Source organism: Streptomyces sp. NPDC048211 (assembly GCF_043202315.1).
Taxonomy (GTDB): Bacteria; Actinomycetota; Actinomycetes; order Streptomycetales; family Streptomycetaceae; genus Streptomyces.
Genome location: NZ_JBIDAD010000002.1, coordinates 521867 through 543862, shown reverse-complemented (window position 1 = coordinate 543862; position 21996 = coordinate 521867). Strand labels below are relative to the sequence as shown.

Sequence of the window (21996 nt, the reverse complement as noted above, 5' to 3'; positions counted from 1 at the left end):
TGCTGGCAGGGGAATGACGCTGCGGCAAGGCTGGCGGACAGGGCCGCCGACGGGCTGCCCCGTCTGCCGCGAGGGAGCGCACCATGACCGGGAACACGCAGTCCAAGCCTGCCCAGTCCTCGATCAGCCGGGCCAACGAGGAGATCCTGGCCCGATTCCCGTTCGATGACACCCAGGACATGGACGACGCCCGGCGCGGGTTCATGGGAACGGCGGAGAGCAGCGAGATCAGTACGGCCGACGGCACGTCCGTCTGGAACCTCGATGCTTACGGATTCCTGGCGCAGGACTGCCCGCCCACCGCCAATCCGAGCCTGTGGCGGCAGAGCCGGCTGGTCGCCGACCATGGACTGTTCGAGGTCGTGGAGGGCATCTACCAGATCCGCGGATTCGACCTGTCGAACATGACGGTCGTCGAGGGCGAGCGCGGCGTCCTGGTGATCGACCCGCTGATCTCCTCGGAGACCGCCGCCGCGGCCCTGGCGCTCTACCGCAGCCATCGTGGCGACCGTCCGGTCACCGCCGTGCTGTACACGCACAGTCATGTCGACCACTTCGGTGGAGTGAAGGGCGTGCTCACCGAGGAGGAGGTCGCCGGGGGCGTGCCCGTGATCGCGCCGGAGGGCTTCCTGGAGCACGCGGTCAGCGAGAACGTGTACGCGGGCACGGCGATGGCCCGGCGCGCCGCCTACATGTACGGGGCCGCCCTGCCCAAGGGCCCGCAGGGACAGATCGGTGCGGGACTGGGGCAGACGACCTCGACGGGATCGGTCGGCCTGATCCCTCCGACGCTCGACATCACCCGCACCGGGCAGACGGAGACCGTCGACGGCATCCGTATGGTCTTCCAGCTCACGCCCGGCACCGAGGCCCCCTCCGAGCTGAACATCCACTTCCCCGACCACTCGGCACTCTGCCTCGCCGAGAACGCGACCCACAACCTGCACAACCTGCTGACCCTCCGGGGTGCGGAGGTCCGCGACCCGCGGGTCTGGGCCATGTACCTGACCGAGGCGGTCACCCTGTTCGGCGACTCCACGGACGTCGCCTTCGCCTCCCACCACTGGCCCGTGTGGGGGCGGGAGAAGGCGCAGGCCTTCCTCACCGAACAGCGCGACCTGTACGCCTACCTGCACGACCAGACGCTGCGGATGATCAACCAGGGAATGACACCCCTGGAGATCGCCGAGGCGATGGACATGCCGCCGGCGCTGGAGCGGGCCTGGCACACCCACGGCTACTACGGCTCCGTCAGCCACAACACCAAGGCCATCTACCAGCGCTACATGGGCTGGTTCGACGGGAACCCGGCCCATCTGTGGGAGCACCCGCCCGTCGAGGCCTCGAAGCGGTATGTGGACTTCATGGGGGGCGCCGACGAGGTGGTGCGCCGGGCGCGTGACGCGTTCGCCGGAGGCGACTTCCGCTGGGTCGCGCAGGTCGTGAACCATGTCGTCTTCGCCGACCCGACCCATGCGGAGGCTCTCGCCCTGCAGGCGGACGCGCTGGAGCAGCTGGGGTACGGCAGCGAGAACGGCACCTGGCGCAACTTCTACCTGACAGGTGCTCTGGAACTCCGCCGGGGCCCGGTCGGGTCGCCGACCACCACAGCGTCTGCGGACTTCCTCCGCGTCCTCTCGCTGGACCAGCTCTTCGACGCCCTGTCCATCCGGGTCGACGGTCCCCGCAGCTGGGACACGGACATCAGCGTGCGCTGGAACGTGACGGGCGGGGAGCCCGTCACCCTGCGGCTGCGCAACGGCGTGCTCACCCACATCGCCGGGACCGGACCGGCCGTCTCCTCGCCCGACGTGGAGGTGGCTCTGGACGAGGCGGCGCTGCGTGGCGTCCTGCTGGGCAGCCTCCCCCCGTCGGAACTGGCGGGACGCGCGACCATCACCGGTGACGCGGCGAAGATCACCGAGCTCCTCGGCCACCTCAGCTCCCCGGACCCGGACTTCACGATCGTCACTCCCTGATCCGACCGGTCACCAGGGCGCGGACCGGCACGGCCGGTCCGCGCCCCGCACGGTCCATGAGCTGTTTTCGGCAAGGAGAACGCCTATGGCATCCGTCGACGCCGGCACCCTTCGCCGGATGAGCGACGCGCTCTTCATCGAGAAGGGTCTGCGCAGCGCCGGCTCGACCCGGTTCTGGGGACTGCTCGTCCTGGCGTCGGTCATCGCGAGCGCGGGCGTGGTCGGCGACTCGACGGCGACCGTCATCGGGGCGATGATCGTGGCTCCGCTCATGACACCGATCCTGGGCAGCGCGCTGGCGCTGGTCCTGGCCGACCGGTCTCAGGTGGTGCGGTGCGTGCTGCTGGTACTGGGGGGTGCGCTGGCCGTGGTGGCGGTCGGCATGCTGCTGGGCTGGATCGCCGCTCCGCCGGACTCGTTCGCCTCCAACAGCCAGGTCACGTCCAGGATCAGCCCACGTCTGATCGACCTGCTGGCCGCACTGGCCACCGGCACCGTGGGCGCCTTCGCGCTGGTGCGCGCGGACATCTCGGACACGCTGCCGGGTGTGGCGATCGCCATCTCCCTGGTGCCGCCACTGGCCGTGACCGGGCTCCTGCTCACGGTGGGCCGCTATCACGACGCGGGCGAGTCCACGCTGCTCTTCGCGACCAACGTGGCGGCCATCGTGGCGACCGGCACGGTCGTCTTCCTCGTCTTCGGTGTACGGGCCGTGGCGCAGGAGTCGGGCTTCGCCGTCGGCCGGTTCCGCGGCGGTTCACTGGCGGCGGTGGTGGGACTCATGATCCTTATCGCCGTTCCGCTGACCACCGGGACGATCACCGTCGCCAGGGACCGCTCCCTGGCCGCCGACGCCCGCCCGGTCGCCGAGAAGTGGGCCGCCACGGGGAAATGGCAGATCGCCTCGGTCGAGGGCCGCAACGGCGTCGTGGTCATCGGTGTCCTCGGGCTTCCGCCCCAGCCGGCGCCCACCGCGCTGCGCGCCGCCCTCGACCGCAACGGCATGCGGGACGCGGATCTCGAACTGCATCTGGTGGGCGGCCGCACCCACTGGTGCCCGGCGGACACCGACACCTGCACCGTGCGGGACTCGGCCATCGGCTGACGCCGGCCCGTTGCCGCCATCTGCCTCCCCGACGCCCCAGGCCTCCGGGACTCAGGGTGCTCGACTACAGTGGCGCCCCAATGAACACGCAGCAAACCCCCTTCAACACCGGCCGCCCCGCCACCCCTTTGCTGCGTCTGCATCTTTTCGGCCGTTTCCGGGTATCGCGTGACAATTGCCCTGAACTCACCGGGCGATGGCCGAGGCTGACCGCCCAGGCACTGGTCAAGCTCCTCGCGCTGACGCCGGGCCATCGACTGCACCGTGAGCAGATCATGGATCTGTGCTGGCCGGACACCGATCCGCACGCGGCAGCCGGAAATCTCCGCGTCGCGCTGCACGCCGCCAGACGTGCACTGGAGCCGGAGCTCGCCCCGCGCGCCGCGTCCTCGTACCTTGTCTCGGAAGGGGCGATGCTCTCTCTCGACCCTGCCACCGTGTGGGTCGACATAGACGATGCCGAGGAGGCGGCCCGGGCAGCACTGGCGTCCCGCGATCCCGACGCGTTGACGGACGCGCTGGGCCGGTTCACCGGCGAGCTGCTGCCGGAGGACCGCTACCTGTCGTGGACCGAACCACGGCGGGCCCGGCTCGCGTCCCTGAGGGACGAGATGCGCATGGGGCTGGCCTCGGCCCACCTGGAGGCAGGCGCCCTGCAGGAGGCGACGGCCCTGGCCGAGCACGTCCTGAAGGCGAGCCCGGCGGAGGAGGCGGCACACCGGATCCTCATCGACGCCTACATACGCCAGGGGCTGCGGCGGCGCGCGGTCGGGCAGTACCACCTGTGCCGTGAGGCGCTCGCGGCTGAACTGGGCATCCAGCCGAGTCCGGAGACGGAGCGACTGCACCGGGCCGCGCTGGCCACCACGCGCAGGCCGGGCCCTGCCTCCGTGGTCCTGCCGGCACCCCTGCAGGGCCCGGAAGTGGCGCCGTTGCGCGGCCGGGACGAGCTGTTGCGCGGCCTGCTCGCTGTCGGCGGTCCGCCGGTGCGGATCCTGACCGGTGAGGCCGGCGTGGGCAAGACCCGGCTGGTCGCCGAAGCCGCGCGGCTCGCCGCCGCGGCCGGATCCGCCGTGCTGTGGGGCGCCGGTCACGACGCCGAGGGGCACACACCCTATGGAGCCTTCGCCGAGGCGCTCGACGGCTGGCTGGCCGAGCAGGACGTGGCCGAACGGGCCCGGGTGGGCGCGGAGTACCCCGAGCTGGCGGCCTTCCTGCCGTCACTGGGACGGGTTCGGACCCTCGGAGACCGCAGCCCCGAGGACGAGCGGGACCGGCTGTTCCGCGCCACGGCGGGGCTTCTCGGCGAGCTGGCCGCCGTGCAACCGGTGTTGCTGGTGCTGGACGATCTGCACGCTGCGGACTCGGGTTCCTCTCAACTCCTCAGTCACCTCGCGCGGCACGCTTCCCGTCCCGGGTTCGCGCTGCGGGTCCTGGTGACCTACCGCGCCGAGGAACTCGCCGACTCCGGCTCTCGACGGGCGGATCTCGCAGCCCTGCTGCGGCAACCGCAGGTCGTTCAGGAGATCGTCCCCCGCCTGGACCGGACAGCGTGCCTCGAGGTCGTACGCGATGTGACGCCGGACGTGGGGGACGCGGCGCCCTTCGCAGCCGGAACGGACGGCACCGGCCAGCTCGGCCGAGTGTGGGACCTTTCGCTGGGCAACCCCCTGTTCGCCATCGAACTGGCCCGGGACATGGGCGCCGACGGCCCCGAAGGCATGGCGCCCGACGGGGTGCGGCAACTGGTGGCGGAGAAGCTCGCGCGTCTCGACGGGAACACGCGACGCGTGGTGGAGGCGCTGTCCGTCGGCGGCGCCGAGACGGCGCTGTCCGAACTGCTCGACGTGGCCGCCGACGGCATGCACCCGCCCCTGTCGGGAGCTGCGTCGATCACCGCCCTGGACGAAGCCATCGGTGCCGCCCTCATCGAGGAGCGGACCGTCGTCGTAGCGGGAAAGCACGAGACGGGCATCGCCTTCCGGCACCCGCTGGTCCGCCTCACCTGCTACGAGCGGCTGTCCGCTGTTCGCCGCCGACACCTGCACGGCGCCTTCGCGCAGGCGGTGCGCAGACGGCGGCCCGATGCCGTCGACACACTCGCCTCGCACTTCGCGCGCGCCGACGACCCCCGCGCGGCCGAGTACCTGCGCCTGGCGGCCGAACGGGCCGCGGCCCTGTATGCCAACGACACGGCCGACCGCTACTACCGGGACCTGATAGCCAGGCTCGATGTCGACGCCGGCCGTGCCCGGCTCGCGCACGCCCAGGTGCTGCGCAGCATGGGCCACTTCGAACAGGCAGTCGGCGCCCTGCGCCCGGCCCTGGCCGAGTTCGAACGGCTCCACGACGACGACAACCGCGTCCTCGCGGCGGCGCTGCTGGCGGAGATGCTGGTCAGAACGGGGTCCCCCGCGCCCGGCCTCGCCATCCTGCGGCAGCATCCCGTGACGGAGGAAACCACTCCCGAGCCGACGGCGGCTCACTTCCTGACGCTGTCCGTCGTTCTCAGCACCCAAGGTCATTACGACGACGGATGCGCCGCCGCGGGGCGGGCACTCGCGGCGGCGGACGTGGTGCCGGGACATGCCGGCCACGGCCTGAAGGCCCGTGCCTTCGTCCTGCAGGCGAGCAATCTTGGACTCGCGGGCCACTTCGACCTGGCCCGTGCCGCGGGCGACCGAGCGCTGGCACCGGCCGAGGCCTTCGGCGATCCGACACTGCTGGGCTCCGTCCTATCGATGCTGCGGGAGAACGCGCGCCGCGCCGGCCGACTACGCGAGGCCATCGACATCGGCGAGCGCGCCCTCGGCCTCGCCGAACGGTCCGGAGGTCCGGCGGCAGCCGCCTTCGAGCGGGCGAACCTCGCGGAACTCTGGCTGCTCCTGGAGGAGCCTGAGCAGGCTCGCCCGCTCGCCGAGGAGGCGGTGGCGGGCGCCGAACCGGCCGAGGCCTGGTGCCTTCCGTACGCGTTGACGGCACTGGCTCGCGCCCGGTGGGCGATCGACGAGACGTCAGGCGCCGAGATACTCCTGGACCGCGCCGAGTCGGTCGTCACCACGCTCGGGGACCAGCGGGCGAATCATGAAGTGCGCACGGCACGTGCGGAACTCGCGCTGCGCATGGACCGGCCGGAGAGCGTACTGCGGGTGCTCGACGGTTTCACCGATGAGGCACCGGTCCTGGCGGCCTGGGGCGAGCTCCTCTCCGGCCGGGCGGAGGCCGCGCGCCGACGCGCCCTCACCGAGGTGAAGCGGGCGGAACGTACCGGTGAACACCTTGCCGAGGTGGAGGCCCGGGTCGCACTCGGCGCCTCCTTGACCGTGCTGGCCGGGGAAGCCGAGGGGGCCGGGGAACTGGACCGGGCCGAGTCGATGGCCGAGATCCTTCCCTACCCGGCCGGGACGCGCCGAGCCGCCTGGGCGCGCGACCTGTTGCGCGACGCCGGCCGCGGCTGAAAGGCGCCCGCGGGAGGCACTGCTGACGGGCGGACTGTTGGTCCGTGGTTGCCCGGCCATGGCCGGGCAACCACTGTAATGCCCGAGTAACGGCGTCTGTCTACTGTCCGAGCTCCCCCGTTCCATTCCTGGAGGAGCTCCCCCGATGCATCTGTCCCCACCGCCGTGGCGTAGCCGCGCCGTCTGGGCGGCGGCCGCCTTCACGGTGACCGCGCTGCTGTCCGCACCGCTTCCCGCGGCTGCCGCAGCCGACGCCGCACCGTCCCCCAAGGTCGACTCCGCGCTCCTGAACGCCGTTGACGGCGGCGGCCAGGCCTCCTTCTTCGTCGTCCTCAAGGACCAGGCGGACCTGTCCGCAGCCAAGAAGAAGAACGCCCACGCCGCAAAGGCGAAGTCCGCGTACAGCGAGCTGCGCGCCCACGCGAGGACCAGTCAGAAGTCGCTGAACACCTTCCTCGACAAGAAGAAGGTCGGTCACCAGGACTACTGGATCGCCAACGCCGTCCAGGTCACCGGCGACCAGGCCCTGGTCGACCAGCTGGCGAAGCGGTCGGATGTCGCCCGCATCGTCAAGGAGCAGACCTACAAGCTCGACGAGACGGAGAGCAACGTCTCCGCGGCGCCAAAAGGCACGGTTGCTGACGACGGCACCCCGGAGTGGGGTGTGAAGGACATCAAGGCCGACCAGGTGTGGTCGCAGTACGAGGACCGCGGTGAGGGCATCGTCATCGCGAACGTCGACTCCGGCGTCCAGTACAACCACCCGGATCTCGTCGCGAACTACCGGGGCAACAACGGCGACGGGTCCTTCTCCCACGACTACAACTTCTACGATCCGTCGGGCAACTGCCCCTCGGACGGCACCCCCTGCGACAACAACGGCCACGGCACCCACACCATGGGCACCATGGTGGGCAAGGGCGGCGTCGGTGTCGCACCGAACGCCAAGTGGATCGCCGCAAAGGGCTGCGAGAGCAACGAGTGCTCCGACGAGTACCTCCTCAAGGCCGGTCAGTGGATCCTCGCCCCGACCGACCACACCGGGCAGAACCCCCGCCCGGAGCTGGCACCGAACATCGTGAACAACTCCTGGGGCGGCGGCGACACCGCCTTCTACCAGGACATCGTCGAGGCCTGGAACTCCGCCGGGATCTTCGAGGCGTTCGCCGCGGGCAACGACGGTGACGGAGCGACCTGCTCCACCGCCCACGCCCCCGGCTCGCAGGCCCCGTCCTACGGTGTCGGCGCCTACGACGTGAACGGCGAGATAGCCAACTTCTCCGGCTTCGGACCCTCGCTCGTGGACGGCTCGATGAAGCCGAACATCTCCGCGCCCGGCGTCGACGTCCGTTCCACCTGGCCGGGTTCGTCGTACATGGTCGAGTCCGGTACGTCGATGGCGACCCCGCACGTAGCCGGCGCCGTCGCCCTCCTGTGGTCGGCCGCCCCGTCCCTGATCGGGAAGATCGACGAGACCCGCGCGCTCCTCAACCAGGGCGCGTCGGACGTCGATGACACGCACTGCGGCGGCACCGCCGGCGTGAACAACGTGTGGGGCGAGGGCAAGCTCGACATCCTCTCCTCCATCGACAAGGCCCCGCACATCGCGGCCACCATCACCGGCACCGCCACGGACAAGGCCACCGGCACCGCGCTGGCCGGTGTCACCGTCAGCGCCACCACCGGTGGCACCACCCGCTCGGTGACCACCGCCGATGACGGCACCTACCGCCTGACGCTGGCCGCCGGAACCTACGACTTCTCCTACAGCGGTTACGGCTACTCCACCAACACCCTCAACGGTGTAACCGTCGCCGAGAGCCAGGCCCTGACCCAGGACATCGCTCTGGACGCCGTGCCGCTGCACGCCGTGTCCGGCACCGTTCTGGACGTCACGGGCAAGCCGCTGGCCCAGGCCACCGTCACCGTCGAGGGCACCCCCGTCCCTGCCGTCAAGACGGACACGGCCGGACACTTCACCCTCCCGAAGGTCTCCGAGGGCGCGTTCACGATCACGACCACACCGGCCGTCCCGGTGCTGTGCAACGGCGTGGACAACACCAAGCTGACCATCGACGCCGACGAGACGATGAACGTGCGCCTCCCGGCCCGTTCCGACGCCTCGGGCAACAGCTGCACCCCTGGCACGTACGCCTGGATCGCCGGTTCGACGAAGGTCGCCCTGTCCGGTGACGAGGACGCGAAGAACGTCACGCTGCCCTTCCCCGTGAAGTTCTACGGCGTTTCCTACAACAGCGCCGCCGTCACCACGAACGGCCTGATCAACTTCCTGGCCCCCCGCGTCGGTGACTACGTCAACACCGCCCTGCCCGCCGCCGCGAAGCCCGACGGCATCGTCGCCCCGCTCTGGGACGACCTGATGCTCGACAAGAAGTCCAGCGTGCAGACCGCCACCACCGGCAAGACCGGCAAGCGCACCTTCGCGGTCGTCTGGAACAACATGCTGTTCGCGGACGGCGGCACGAACCGCGCCACGTTCGAGGCCGTCTTCGACGAGGCCACCGGCGCGATCACGTTCCAGTACAAGACCGTCCCGGGCAACGGTGGCAAGGCCACCGTCGGCATCGAGAACCAGACCGGCACCGACGCCCTCCAGTACTCCTTCAACCAGACGGTGCTGACCAACGGTTCCGCCATCCGCATCGCGCAGGGAGCCAAGTAATGAGAACCCACACCTCAAGGCGCGCCCTGCGCCTCGCCTCCACCCTCGTGGCCGCCGGGCTCGCCCTCACCGCGGCCCCGCACGCCCTCGCCGCGACCGGCGACGACGGCTCCGCGATGAAGCTCACCAGCCAACAGGCTGACAAGCTCGCCTCGCACATGGGCGTCGACGTCTACGGCGACAACGTCAAGTCCATCAACACCGGTGACGACACGACCGGTAACAGCGACGGCGGCGCCGATGCCCCCGTCTCCGGGCTCGACGCGGCCGGAACCGATGCCTCCGCTCCGGTCACGTTCACCAACACCTCCGCCCTGGAGGGTGTGCGCGGTATCGGTGCGACGATTCCCGCGGGCTCGGACGGCAGCTACTTCACCGTTCACAGCCTCGGCAACGTCCAGCTTCACAAGGCCGACGGCACCACCGCCTGGGCCCGCAGCAACGCTTCGCTCTACACCGACTGGCAGGCCAAGCCGCTCCGCGTGTGGCAGGTCGAGCCCTATCCGGCGCACATCATCATGGGCTACAGCGCGGTCAGCCCGTTCACGCCCGCCTCGGACCAGGGCTTCGACACCGGTGACCTCACCGGCGACGGCACCCCCGACCTCGTCTTCTCCGCGAGCGTCGGCTCCTCGCCCTACCGGCCGATCACCTCGCCCGGCTCGTCGCTGCCCACGGGTACGTTCGTGACGGTCCTGGACGGTAAGACCGGCAAGATGCTCTGGTCGAAGCTGTACTCGTACGCCACCGGCGTCAAGATCGTCGACGGCACCCTCCTCGTCGGCAACACACCGACGTACAACATCAACGCCCCCGCGGGCGAGACGGCCACCCTTACCGGCACCCGCTTCTCCTACGCCGAAGGCGCGCTGACGCCCACCACCACGTGGACGTACGACACCAAGCACACCGACGCGACCTGGGGCGCGCTGGAATCCGCCGGCGACGGCAGGGCCTCGGTCTCCTGGGACCTGCAGAAGACCGCGACCACGCCGAGCAGCAGCCGCACCCTCGTGCTCGACGTGAGGGACGGGTCCGTCAGCTGGCAGACCGACAGCACGCTGTACAGCCGCCAGCTGCACCTGGACACCACCCGCAACCGGCTCGTCGCCCTGGAACAGGCCGACCCCACCGACGGCGTCCGCTACGAGATCGTCTCCTACGCTCTGGGCACCGGCGCCCGCGCCACGCTCGACAGCCGCTCCAACGCCGTTCCCACCGCCATGACCATCGGCGACCTCAAGGGCACCAAGAAGACCGAGTACGCGGTCGCGGAATCCAGCTTCGACCCCAACCTCTACGTCAACTCCTCCACCGTCCGCGTCCTGGACGGCACCACCCCGGACACCGCCCTGTGGTCACACACCACCAAGCGGAACGCCGACAACCCGGAGGACGGTGCCAGCACCTGGCGCCTGGACATCGTCGACGGCAGCCTGGCCGCATCCGCGCAGAACGACACCGGCATGGACACCGCCGAGAACGCCGGCGGTGGCGGTCTGGCCGACCTGACGGTGTTCAACGCCAAGGGCGCGGTGCGCTGGCAGCACCGGGACAACACCGCGTCCCCGATGTTCCAACAGGTCTTCGGTGACAAGAGCGGGCAGCACGTCCGGGTCATCGACCAGGAACAGAACGTCCGCACCTTCGACCTCGTCAAGGGCGCCGAGCAGAACCTGACGCCGCTCCAGGGCGACCTGTCGTTCGCCCAGGCGCTCGACGTCGACGGCGACAAGAAGCAGGACGTCGTCACCGGCGGCACCTCGCACGGCGTCTGGGCCTACGACGGCGGCTCGCTGCTGACCGGCAAGCCGAAGAAGCTGTGGCAGGCCACCGTCACCGGCCAGGTCCACGCCATCGAGACCGGCGACGTCACCGGCGACAGCAAGCCCGAGATCATCGTGGCCGCCGACACCGCCACCGTCGTCCTCGACGCACGCACCGGCAAGACCCTCACCACCATCGAAGGCGGCAACAGCGACGGCACCTTCGTCCGCTCCGTCACCGTCGCCGACGTCAACGGCAAGGGCAAGGACGAGATCCTCGTCCCGACCGACGCCCTGCGCGTCTACAACGGCAACGGCAAGAAGCTGTGGCAGTACGCGGCCCCCGCCGATGCCGGAGACGTCGTCTTCTCCGACACCACCACCGCCGACGGACGCGTCTACACCCAGTACACCAGCGTCGGCGCGATCAACCTCGACACCGCCTCGGCCGACGGCGTCGCGCTCAACGGCAAGAACGGCAACGTCCGCTGGACCGCCGCTCCCAAGGCCCCGGCCCAGGCCGTCGACGGGAAGATCCACGGCGCGCTCCTCGACCACGCCGTCTTCGCCTCGCCGAACATCCCGTACGCCGACGGCCACGCCGTCGTCTACACGTGGATCGTGAAGGCCCTGCCTGACTTCGACTCCACCAGCGCCGCCTCCGCGTACGTCGTCGCCGAGATCCGCGACGGACGCACCGGCGAACTGCTGCACCAGACGGTCACCGGCAGCCCCTGGTCGCACGGCAACTTCTTCACCGGTGACGACAGCGACGGGCTGCTCGCCACCAGCTTCGGCACCATCCGCGTGTTCGGTGCCGACGGGCAGGACGGCAAGGGCTCGGTCTCCGCGCCGCTGCGCACCACCCAGTTCATCACCGGCCCCGGCGGCCGGAAGCTGCTGGCCGGCGGCGTCGAGGGTGGCGTGGGGGCGTGGGACCCCGCGATCCTCACCAGTGAGGACTCCTTCAGCAGCGCCCTCGGCGCCGGCAACGCCTCGGGCGGCCGCAACTACCTCGCGGTCGACCTCGACGGCGACGGCGCTCAGGAAATGATCTCCCTCAACTTCAACACCACCGGCTATGACCGGATGTCGCAGGAGCTGGGCGGGCGCGTCCTCAGCCCGGACAACAACATCCACCAGATGACGACGTTCAAGCTGTCCTGACCCCACCCGGCTGATCGCCGGGATCGCACGCCGAGAACCCCCTGGGTCATGCCCAGGGGGTTCTCGGCGTGCGAGCCGGATGCACGTCACCCCCTACCCACACATCGCACCGCCGACTAGATTATTTCGGAACCCCTATCCATATTCTGGAACTCCTACGAGAAGAGGCGCCGTGGACACGGTCACCTTTCTGACCATCGGGCAGGCCCCCCGCCCGGACCTGTCCGAAGCCATCGAGGCGCACCTGCCGGGGACCGCACGTGTACGGCACGCCGGCGTGCTCGACGGTCTGACCCGCCCGGAGACCGAGCTCCGCTTCGGGGCGACGGAAGGACGCGCGACCCTTCTGAGCCGACTGGCCGACGGAAGTCCCGTGACCTTGGACGCGGACACCGTCGGCGCCGCGCTGCAGGCCCGTATCGATCAGGTGGAGGAGGCCGGCGCCGACGTCGTGGTCCTCCTGTGCACCGGCGAGTTCCCCGGCCTGCGGACCCGGCGGGCGCGGCTCGTCGAGCCGGACGCCCTCGTCACGGGATACGTCGGCACCGTCCTGCGGGGCAGCCGGGTCGGGTTCGTCGTACCGCTGCCCGAGCAGGTGCCCGAAGCGCGGGAGAAGTGGCGGGCCGTCGTTCCGAACCCCGCGTTCACCACGGCCTCGCCGTACGCCGACAACGAAGCGGCCCTGCTCGCGGCGGCCTGCACCCATCTCGAGGCCGGGGCGGACGTCCTGATGCTCGACTGCATGGGGTACGGGGCGCGGCACCGCCGCTCACTGCGCGCGGCCGGGCTCACCGTGCCGATCCTGACGCCGGGTGCGGTGGTCGGCGCCGCCCTCGGACCCCTGCTGGACTGAGGGAGCCTCAGCGGCCGGCGTCGGTCTCGACGTACCGCAGCCAGTACGGGTCACCGATGCGCTTGCCGACGCGCAGGGCGGCGTCCCGTACCGACCGGCCGAAGCGGGCCGCGTTCCCGTCGTGCAGCTCGGGCGCGGGCAGTGCGACGCCGATGCCGAAGATCTGTCCCGTGTCGCTGTCGAGTACGGCCGCGGAGACGCCGGCGACGTTCGGAACGTACTCGCCGCGCGAGGATTCCCAGCCGTCGGCGCGCACCCTGGCCAGGCAGGCGGTCAGTTCACCGGGGGTGCGCGGCGCCGAGCCCGTGCTCTGCTCGAGGCGCGCGTCGACGAGGCGCAGCACCTGCGCGTCGTCCAGGCGGGCGAGCAGCGCCCGCCCCATGGAGCTGGCGTAGGCGGGGGCCCGGGTGCCGGCCGGGGTGTACGCCTGAAGAGCTCCGGTCGTCCCGAGCCGCATGTGGAGCACGAGCGACTCGGGCCCGTCGAGTACGTCCACATATCCGGTGTAGCCGATGTCGGCGACCAGCCTGGCCAGCTCCTCCTCCAGGAGGGAGGCCGTGCTGCGCGAGGCACGGAAGTGGTACGAGGCCTCCATGACGAGGACGCCGGGGCGGTAGGCGCGACTCGTCGGGTCGCGGTCGAGGAAGCCGTAGTCGGCCATCATGCTGAGCGTCCGCGAGACGGAGCTCTTGGGCAGGTCGAGCGCCCCCGCGACATCCGTCACGGTCAGATCGCGCTGCAGACGCGCCATCAACCGCAGGACATCGCGCGCGTTGGCGAGTGTGCTCACCGTTCTCCCGCCTCCCCCGAGCTCCCCCGAGTCGTGTCGTCCGATCGTAGAGGGCGCCCGGGCGTGCTCCCGACCGCCCCTCGTCCATGACTCCGAACCGCCCACATTCCGAGAATCCCGGCTCAGCCCTTGACTGCGGAATGAGCCGTATGGATGATCCAAGGAGATCCAAATATTCATACCCTGTTCCATATTTTAGAACTTCCCCAGGCGACTGACAAGGCGCCCACCCGCACGGGAGCACCGAAGACCCATGAGCACTGACGTCTCTCCCCAGGCCGAGACCTCGCACCCCGCGAGTGAGGGCCCGCGCCATCCCCGCGCCCTCGCCCCCGGTAATCTGATCCTCACCGTGGTGCTCAGCGTGTTCGGGGCGATCGTGGGCGTACAACTGCTCGCCACACTCGGCGTCACCCCGAGCACCTCGCTGATCGGCGCCCTGGCCGCGATGACGCTGGCCCGCGTGCCGCTCGTCATGTTCCGCGGCTTCCGCTCGGTGCATGCCCAGAACCTCGCGCAGACCAGCATCTCCTCGGCCACGTTCGGCGCCGCGAACAGCCTGTTCCTGCCGATCGGGATCCCGTTCCTGTTCGGGATGGACGACATGATCATCCCGATGCTGATCGGGGTCGCCGCCGCGATGCTCGTCGATGCCTGGCTGCTCTACCGGATGTACGACACCCCGGCCTTCCCCGCGAAGAACCCCTGGCCGCCCGGGCTCGCCGCCGCCCAGGCCATCAAGGCGGGCGACGAGGGCGGCCGGCGTGCCAAGGTCCTCGGCCTCGGTCTGCTGACCGGTCTGGCCGGCGCCGCGTTCACGCTGCCGATGTCGGCGTTCGGCGTGGCCCTGATCGGTGGGTTCGGTGCCATGGCCGCCTTCGGCGTCGGCCTGCTGTTCAACCAGTACGCCGACCCGCTGTTCGGCCTCGACCTGAACGGGATGTATCTGCCTCACGGCATGATGATGGGCGCGGGCCTGGTCGCCCTGGTCCAGGTCGGCCGCACCATCGTCAAGGTCCGGCGCGCCCCGGCGGACGACGCCCGCGCGACCGGACCGGACGGCGCGCCGGAAGGCGCCCGCCGCCTGGGGCGCTCCATGCGGCTGGGCTTCGGTGCCTACCTCGTGATCTCGGTCCTGCTGGCGTTCGGTACCGGTGCCGCCACACACATGAGCCCGGGCATGCTGATCGGCTTCCTGCTGTACGCCTCCGTCGCCGCGTTCCTGCACGAACTGCTCGTCGGCATCGCGTCGATGCACTCCGGCTGGTTCCCCGCCTTCGCGATCGCCCTGATCACGCTGCTGCTCGGCATCCTCATCGGCTTCCCGCCCGAGGCGCTCGTCGTGCTGTCCGGCTTCACCGCCGCGACCGGTCCGGCCTTCGCCGACATGGGCTACGACCTGAAGGCGGGCTATCTGCTGCGCGGCGAGAACGCCGACCCGGCCTTCGAGCTGGAGGGCCGCCGTCAGCAGCTGATCGCCGCGATGATCGGCTTCGGCGTCGCCATCGTCGTCGTGCTGGTCTCGTACCGGATGTTCTTCGACAACGGACAGACCGCCCCGATCGACGCCGCGTACGTCGCCGCGATCAAGGCGGGCCCGTCAGCGGAGACCGCCCGGGACCTCGCCCTGTGGGCGATCCCCGGCGCGGTCGTGCAGCTGATCGGCGGCTCGAAGCGCCAGCTCGGCATCCTGCTGGCGACCGGGCTGCTTATCACCACACCGATGGCCGGCTGGATGGTCGCCGCCGGCATCGCCGTACGCGTCCTCGCTCCCCGCGTCCTCGGCCCGAAGGCCAAGGACGACCTGGAGGTCTTCGCCGGCGGCGCGATCGCCGGTGACGCCCTCTACTCGTTCGGCAACGGCGTGTTCAAGGCCGCCAAGTAGGCCAGTGGACCCAGCAGCCGGACGGCCCGTACGTCCTCTCGCACCCCTGTACAGAACCACTCTGGGAGAACCCCGTGAAGCGACAGTTGACCCATGACGACATCCGCGCGGCCGTGTACGGCGGTGCCGTACTCGGCGGAGGCGGCGGCGGATTCGTCGAGCGGGGTCTGCGCACCGCCGAACTGGCCCTCCAGATCGGCATACCGGAGCTGTGGTCGGCCGACGAGTTCGCGGCCGACGACCTGACCGCGACGGTGGCCCTGGTCGGCGCCCCCGCTGCGCCCGACCCGCAGGTGCTGCCCACGCACCTGCTGCGCGCCCTGGAACTGCTCCGCCGTGACCTGCCGCGCCCGCTCGTCGCGATTCACACGAACGAGAACGGCGCCGAGACCACCATCAACGGCTGGTTCCACTCCGCGATGACCGGCCTCCCCGTCATCGACCTGGCCTGCAACGGCCGCGCCCACCCCTCCAGCGTGATGGGCGCGATGGGCCTGCACCAGGAGGAGGGCTACCTCTCCTCCCAGGGCTACGCGGGCGGCAAGCCGTACGCCTACGTCGAGGGCTCGGTCTCCGGCCGTCTGGACGCCACGTCGAACGTGGTCCGGCGCGCCTCCGTGGAGGCGGGGGGCTGGGTGGGCGTGGCCCGCAACCCCGTCGAGGTCGGCTACGCGGTGCGCAACGGCGCGCCGGGCGCGATCGGCTCCGCCATCGAACTGGGCCGCCGCTTCCTGGCGGGTGGCGTGCTCGGCGCCGCCCAGCATCTCGGCGGCGAGATCGCCGTGACCGGCACGGTGCGCGAGTACCGCTGCGAGCAGCGAGAGGGTCTGGACGTCGGCGTCGCGGTCCTGGACGACGCGGCGCGCACCGCCCTGTACATCGTCAACGAGTACATGGCACTCGACGTCGACGGTGTCCGCCGGGCCTCGTTCCCCGATCTGATCACGACGTTCGACGAGGACGGACAGCCGCTCGCGTCGGCGCACGTCGAGGTCGGCAAGCAGGTCAGCGTCCTGGTCGCCCCGGCCGAGAACCTCCTGCTCTCCCGGACGATGTACATGCCCGATGTGTACGCGCCGGTGGAGGAGCTGCTCGGTATCGAGTTCGCCCCGGCCGCACGGGTCCTCGCCGATGCCTGAGCAGGCCCCCGCCGGTGTCGCCGAGGCCGGCTCCGTACGGGAGTTCTGTGACGCCCAGTGGGAGACGGAGGTGCTCCCCCTCGTCCGGCAGCACATCCGCGTCCCGGCGGTCAGCCCCGCGTACGACCCCGACTGGGAGGCCCACGGCCACCTCGACCGGGCCGTCGACGCGGCGGCCGCGTGGCTGCGGAACGTACCGCTGCCCGGCCTGCGGGTGGAGGTCCTGCGCGCGCCCGGACGCACGCCGCTGATCTTCTTCGAGGTACCGGGCGAGGGCGCGCCCGCGCAGGAGACCGTCCTGTTCTACGGGCACCTCGACAAGCAGCCCGAGGGCGACGGGTGGACCGAGGGCCGCACCGCTTGGCAACCGGTGGACGACGGCCCCCGTTTGTACGGCCGCGGGGGCGCCGACGACGGGTACGCGCTGCCCGCGTCGGTGACCGCGGTGCGGGCGCTGGCCGAGCAGGGCGCGGCCCGGCCGCGCTGCGTCGGCGTGTTCGAGGCCGGTGAGGAGTCGGGCAGCCCCGACCTCGACCACTGGTTCGCCCTGCTCACGCCGCGCATCGGCGAGGTGGGCCTGGTGGTCTGCCTGGACTCCGGTGCGGGCGACTACGAACGGTTGTGGCTGGTCACGTCGTTGCGCGGGGCCTGCGGCGGGACGCTCGACGTGCGGGTCCTCGGCGACGGCGCGCACTCCGGAGACGCGGGCGGTGTGGTGCCGTCGTCGTTCCGGGTGCTGCGGCGGTTGCTGGACCGCCTGGAGGACGGGGCGACGGGTTCGCTGCGCCCGGACGTTCTGCACTGCGAGGTGCCGGACGAGCGCCGCGCCCAGACACGTGAGGCGGCGGCGCTGCTGGGCGAGCAGGTCTGGGGCCGCTTCGACTGGTACGGGAACGCGTCCCCGGTGACGCGCGACCCCGAGGAGCTTCTCCTCAACCGGGCCTGGCGCCCCAGTCTGGAGGTCACCGGAGCCGACGGCATTCCTCCGGTGGCGTCGGCGGGCAACGTACTGCGTCCGCACACGCGCGTGAAGGTCTCGTTGCGGCTGCCGCCCACGGTGGACAGCGCGGCGGCCCTCGCGGAGGTCGGCCGGATCCTCGAGGCGGACCCGCCGTACGGCACGTCGGTCCGGTTCACGCCCGACCGGGTCGTCGCCGACGGCTGGCACGCACCCGCCGAACAGCCGTGGCTCCGGGCGGCACTGTCGGCGGCGAGCCGGGCCTGCTTCGACGGGGCGGACGTCGCCCGGATCGGTCAGGGCGGCACGATACCCCTGATGGGGAAGCTGACCCGGCAGTTCCCCGAGGCGCAGTTCCTGGCCTGCGGAGTGCTGGGCCCGGGCGCGAACGCCCACGGCCCGAACGAGTCCCTCCACGTCCCCTACGCGCGGCGCCTCACGTCGAGCCTGTCGCTGATCCTCAACGACTACGCCCTCCGGGCCCGGCACGAGGAACGCGCCTGCGCGGACTGAACGACGCGCGGCACCGGCCCCCGGCCGATGCGGCAGGGCCCGCCCCGGATTGCTTCCGGAGCGGGCCCGTTCGTGCCTGCGGACGTGCTGGGTCAGCTCGTCAGGTCAGGGCGCTGTGTCACCCGGATCGAGTTGACCAACGTCGCGCCGGTGACCGCCTTGAAGCCCACCTCCAGCCGGCCGTCGGTGACCTTGACCGTGAACGTCCTGGACAGCTCGGTCCGGGCGCCGCCCGACTCCAGGCGGACGTCCACGTCCGCGACCTTCTCCACGCCTTCGGCCGTGACGTCGAAGACACGCTGTCCCGGCTTCACGCCCGCCGGTTCGGCGAAGCCCAGCTCCACCTGGTAGACGCCGTTCGGCACGGCACCGAAGCGGTACTCGCTGACGCCTTCCCGGCCCGAGCGCAGCAGTTGCTGCTCCTGGGAACTGACGGCACCCGCGATGTCCTTACGGGTGTAGGTGAGGGCGGTGGTGTCGCCCACGTATCCGAACGCGCCCTCCGCGTAAGGCCGGTCCTGGGTCCAGGTGTCGCCGAGCGCGTCCACGGACGCGGTGTCCGCACCGACGTCCACACCCTTCTGGTAGGCGGGGACGACCAGCTTGACCGGCAACGAGAACGTCGGTGTCCGGGCGCTCTCCGATGTCACCACGAGGGTGCCGGAGTACACGGTGCCGGGCTTGGCCGCCGCCGTGTCGAACGTCAGCGTGACCTGCTGCTGAGCGCCCGCGCCGAGCGTGCCGGACGCCGGGGCGATCTTCAGCCAGGAGGCGCCGGACTTCTCCGCGACGGTGTACGCGGCGGACGAGCCGCCGTTGGTGAGGGTCAGGGTGCGCCGGCGCTGCTCGCCCGCCGGAACGACCAGTTGCCACCCGGAACCGTTGTCGGCCCGCACCGCGCCCGTGGTGAGGGCGGATTCGGTGCGCAGCGCGGCCAGGCTGCCCAGTTCGGCCGTGCGGGTCGCCGTGGCGTAGTGCGGCGCCGTGATCGTGACCTTGTGGTCGGCTGCCGCATCCACCGGGACCTGCGCCAGGTACGCGCCGTCGGCCCGGGTGGTCGCCGTGCCGACGCTCGTGCCGCCACGGGTGACGGTGACGGTGGCGCCGGCGACCGGCTTGCCGTCGTTGGCGTCGGTCACCGTGCCGGAGACGACCGCGTGGCCCTCGGGCCGGAAGCTGATCGCCATGCCGTCACGGACGGAGAGCTGGTCGAACGAGTACTGGAAGGCGTCGGTGCCGTCGTGGTTCTCCGCGCCGATGGTGGCGCCGGTGCCCTGCTCGAAGCCCTTCGCGCTCGGGTCGATGCCCTTGTAGTGGAAGGAGTAGGTACCGTCCTCGCCGATCACGGCGGCGAAGCCGATGCGCCGGCTCGTGTCGCGGGCGATGAGCATGTCGCGCCACTCGACGACGTACTCGCGGTGCGGGGCGGTGCCCCGCACCGACGTGTAGATGCCGGACGAGGCGTCCATGGCGAGCTGGTCCCAGAACGGCGAGAGCGCGCCGTTGGCCGGGGACTTGTTCGGCAGCGGGCTGTTGTCGAGCACGGAGAGGTAGCCGAAGATCACCTGTCCGTCGCGGGTGATCCATCCCTTGTCGTACGTGTGGCCGTACAGGGCGACGGGGAAGGGCGGGGTCACCGCGGAGTAGGCCCCCGACGGCGGCGGGAAATCGACCTTCGTCTCGCCGGTCGGGTACTCCGCGGACACCTGGCGGCAGGTGGTGCCGAAGGCGTCGGTGCGGGTGGCGAGGGCGATGTCCTTGGTGGCCGTGCCCGTGGCGACGTCGGTCACGATGCCGATGGTGGCCGCGCAGTGGTTCAGCGGGGTCAGGCTGATCCGGTAACCGCCGCCCACGGGCAGCGTCAGCTTGTAGCTGCCGTCGGCCGCGGTCGTGGCGCGGACCGGGGTGCCCTGCACCTTGATCGCGACGTCGGCCTCGGTGCCGGAGTCGCTGCGCACGGTACCGGTCAGGGTGCCGGTGGGTGCGGTGGCGAGGGCCGTGTCGTGGGTGGCGGAGCCGCCGTCGGTGACGGTGAGTCCGGCGGTGTCGGTGAGGTAGCCGAACTTGGTGACGGACACCGTGTACGCACCGGAGACCAGCCGCGGGAAAGCGTACGTGCCGTCCTTCTTCGTGGTCAGGGTGGCGTGCGTGGGACCGGCCACGGAGACCTCGACGTCGGCGGCCCGCTCGCCGCCGATGGTGACGGTGCCGGTGAGGGTGCCGACGTGGTCGCGCGGGGCCGCGTTGACGGCGGCGTACGCGTCGAGCCGGCCTTCGCCGTAGACGTTGTTGAAGGCCGCGGTGCCGCCGCAGGTGGTGTCGTCGACGTCGATCGCGGCCTTGTTCAGCACCGCTTCGGTGGCGGTGACGTCACCGCGCAGTGCCGGGGCGGCCGACCAGAGCAGGGCGACGGTGGCCGCGGTGTGCGGTGAGGCCATCGATGTGCCCGACTTGGCCGCGTAGCCGCCACCGGGGGTGGCGGAGCGGACGTTGACGCCGGGGGCGGCGATGTTCGGCTTGACGGTGCCGTCGACGCCGGGTCCGCGCGAGGAGAACGGGGCGATCTTGTTGTTGTTGTCGAAGGCGCCCGAGGCGTACGTGTTCGTGTAGGCGCCCGGGGAGCCGGCCGTGTCGCAGTAGGATCCCGCGTTGCCGTTGGAGAAGGCCGGGAAGATCCCGGCGTCCCGCCACGACTGCACCATCGCCTGGTACCAGGTGTCCAGGCTGTCGGAGCCCCATGAGTTGTTGATGACGTCGGGGGCGCGATCGGGGCGCGGGTTCTCCCCGTCGGCGTCGGTCGGCGCGAGCATCCACTGCCCGGCGGCGAGCAGCGCGTCGCGCGGACAGCCCTGCGTGGTACAGGCCTTGGCCGCCATCCAGCGGGCGCCGGGTGCGACGCCTATGGAGTTGCCGGCGCCGTCCTCACCGACCATGGTGCCCATCGTGTGGGTGCCGTGCCCCTGGTCGTCGCAGGGCTGTGCCGCAACGCAGGTGTGGGTCGCGTCGAACCAGTTGTAGGCGTGGTCGTACGTGCCGTCGGTCTTCAGGCCGCGGTAGGCGGCGGCGAGGGCGGGGTGCTGGTAGTCGACGCCGGTGTCGATGCTGCCGATGACCGCGCCCTCACCGCGTACCCCGTACTCGTTCCACACCTTGGGGGCGTTGATGCGGTCGATGTTCCACTCGATGCCGTCGACCTTGGCCTCGTTGGTGCCGTTGACCGCGGGCGGGAGCGGGACGGTGTCGTCGGCCTCGATCGACGCGACGTCGGAGCGGGCGGCGATCTTCGCGGCCAGGGCCTTGCTGCCGGTGACCTTGACCGTGTTGCTGATCCAGTACGACGTGTAGGACGCGTCGGTCTGCTTCAGCAGGGCCGTGAGTCCTTGCTGCGAGCTCTTGGCGTACGCGGTCTTCGCCTTCAGCACCGCACGGCCCTGGCCGGTCTTGGTGGGGGCCTTCCTCGCAGCCGAAGTGTCGGCCTGGGAGGCGAGCTGCACCCAGAACGAGACCTTGTCGTGCCGGGTGAAGTCCTTGAGCAGGGCGCTGTCCGCCTTGCTCTGCAGGGTGGTCGGCGGGACCGGTTCGGTGTCGGCCACGGCCGGCAGCGCGCCCAGGAACGGGGCGCCGAGGGCCGTGGCGAGCGCGGTGGTGAGGAGTCCTCGCCACCGGGGTGTTCTGTGTCGGTTCACGTCTGCTTTCCTCA

11 protein-coding genes are annotated in these 21996 nt (G+C 70.9%); 9 read left to right on the top strand and 2 right to left on the bottom strand.

The features are described from left to right. Positions 1-83 precede the first annotated feature (83 nt). The 6 genes from ACGFZA_RS09245 to ACGFZA_RS09220 all read left to right on the top strand — a co-directional run bounded on the left by ACGFZA_RS09245 (position 84) and on the right by ACGFZA_RS09220 (position 13011). On the top strand, positions 84-1979 hold the full coding sequence (locus ACGFZA_RS09245; RefSeq protein WP_393678456.1) for an alkyl/aryl-sulfatase: 1896 nt from the start codon (positions 84-86) through the stop codon (positions 1977-1979). A gap of 85 nt (positions 1980-2064) precedes the next feature. Next, positions 2065-3084: a DUF389 domain-containing protein gene (locus ACGFZA_RS09240; protein ID WP_393678454.1), complete on the top strand. Its 1020-nt coding sequence runs from the start codon at positions 2065-2067 to the stop codon at positions 3082-3084. Between the two features lie 80 nt (positions 3085-3164). Next, complete coding sequence (locus ACGFZA_RS09235) at positions 3165-6542, top strand: ATP-binding protein (RefSeq protein WP_393678452.1); 3378 nt, start codon at positions 3165-3167, stop codon at positions 6540-6542. A 145-nt stretch (positions 6543-6687) separates the two neighbouring features. Beyond that, on the top strand, positions 6688-9225 hold the full coding sequence (locus tag ACGFZA_RS09230) for a S8 family serine peptidase (RefSeq protein WP_393678450.1): 2538 nt from the start codon (positions 6688-6690) through the stop codon (positions 9223-9225). Further along, complete coding sequence (locus ACGFZA_RS09225) at positions 9225-12158, top strand: FG-GAP-like repeat-containing protein (protein WP_393678448.1); 2934 nt, start codon at positions 9225-9227, stop codon at positions 12156-12158. The genes ACGFZA_RS09230 and ACGFZA_RS09225 overlap by 1 nt, the downstream gene beginning before the upstream one ends. A gap of 172 nt (positions 12159-12330) precedes the next feature. Next, positions 12331-13011 carry an AroM family protein gene (locus ACGFZA_RS09220; protein ID WP_393678446.1) on the top strand — a complete coding sequence of 227 codons (681 nt, stop codon included), beginning with the start codon at positions 12331-12333 and terminating at the stop codon, positions 13009-13011. Positions 13012-13018: 7 nt separating this feature from the next. On the opposite strand, the gene ACGFZA_RS09215 is transcribed toward ACGFZA_RS09220, so the two are convergent. Continuing rightward, positions 13019-13801 carry an IclR family transcriptional regulator gene (locus tag ACGFZA_RS09215; protein WP_393678444.1) on the bottom strand — a complete coding sequence of 261 codons (783 nt, stop codon included), beginning with the start codon at positions 13799-13801 and terminating at the stop codon, positions 13019-13021. A gap of 253 nt (positions 13802-14054) precedes the next feature. On the opposite strand from ACGFZA_RS09215, the gene ACGFZA_RS09210 reads away from it, so the two are divergent. From ACGFZA_RS09210 to ACGFZA_RS09200, 3 genes are all read left to right on the top strand, one after another. Beyond that, on the top strand, positions 14055-15686 hold the full coding sequence (locus ACGFZA_RS09210; RefSeq protein ID WP_393678442.1) for an OPT/YSL family transporter: 1632 nt from the start codon (positions 14055-14057) through the stop codon (positions 15684-15686). A gap of 74 nt (positions 15687-15760) precedes the next feature. Beyond that, complete coding sequence (locus tag ACGFZA_RS09205; protein WP_393678440.1) at positions 15761-16825, top strand: DUF917 family protein; 1065 nt, start codon at positions 15761-15763, stop codon at positions 16823-16825. Continuing rightward, entirely contained in the window at positions 16818-18296 is a 1479-nt protein-coding gene (locus tag ACGFZA_RS09200) for a M20/M25/M40 family metallo-hydrolase (protein WP_393678438.1), read from the top strand. Before ACGFZA_RS09205 ends, ACGFZA_RS09200 begins: the two co-directional genes overlap by 8 nt. Before the next feature lie 92 nt (positions 18297-18388). On the opposite strand, the gene ACGFZA_RS09195 is transcribed toward ACGFZA_RS09200, so the two are convergent. Next, the gene (locus tag ACGFZA_RS09195) at positions 18389-21982 is read right to left on the bottom strand and encodes a S8 family serine peptidase (RefSeq protein ID WP_393678436.1); all 3594 of its coding nucleotides are present in this window, start codon (positions 21980-21982) and stop codon (positions 18389-18391) included. Between the last annotated feature and the right edge of the window lie 14 nt (positions 21983-21996).